The organism is Sulfoacidibacillus thermotolerans (genome assembly GCF_003144315.1).
Lineage (GTDB): Bacteria > Bacillota > Bacilli > Alicyclobacillales > SLC66 > Sulfoacidibacillus > Sulfoacidibacillus thermotolerans.
This window is the reverse complement of record NZ_MPDK01000105.1, coordinates 1-641: the sequence shown is the minus strand read 5'-3', so window position 1 is coordinate 641 and position 641 is coordinate 1. Positions and strand designations below refer to the sequence as shown.

The window sequence follows — 641 nt, the reverse complement described above, 5'->3', positions numbered from 1 at the left end:
CTTTTGAAAACCTCATTCATAAATTTTTTTCGTGGACTCTAAAATCAAGCGTAAACATGCTCTCTGTTCTCCATCCTGGCGAGCTTTTTCAGGTAACATCTTAGACAACTTTCTCATCTCGTCTGTAAAACAATCACATAGTTGAATCGCTGCATCAATTCTCCCTGCATGTGCTTCATGTAGTAAGTGATGAACCGTTTCCACCGTGCATTTCATCGGATAACATCTCCTTCATATGTCCAATAGCCTGACGATGAATTTTGCTGACCATCATTTGACTCATTCCTAATCGTTCTCCAACTTCACGTTGAGATCGATCATCAAAATATAGCCCAATTAAAACTTGTCGTTCCCGCGCAGGGAGTAGTTCTAGCAGTAAAGTTAGCTCTGCCTGCTCTTCTACGCTTAATCTACTGCTCTCTGAAACTTGTTCTATCCATTTTTCATCGTGATTGGGATCAATAGGAGCGTTAAGAATCAGTGCTTCTCGATTCCAGCGTTGATAGCGCTTGCGTTCATTGAGCATTTCGCACCGAATGATCTTTCGAATCCAAGCTACTTCTTGTTCTGGGGTATAGGTCTTTATGCTAGATTCCTCCTTTGCTCGTTCATATTCATAGCGTTGGTCTGGTGCGACGTCT

Annotated in this window: 1 protein-coding gene; it reads right to left on the bottom strand. The window is 42.0% G+C overall.

The window, feature by feature from the left end; all coding sequences use genetic code 11:
* Window positions 1–175 precede the first annotated feature (175 nt).
* Window positions 176–641, bottom strand: a 466-nt coding sequence (locus BM613_RS14680; RefSeq protein WP_146192865.1) for a sigma-70 family RNA polymerase sigma factor, incomplete at its 5' end; no start/stop codon positions are given.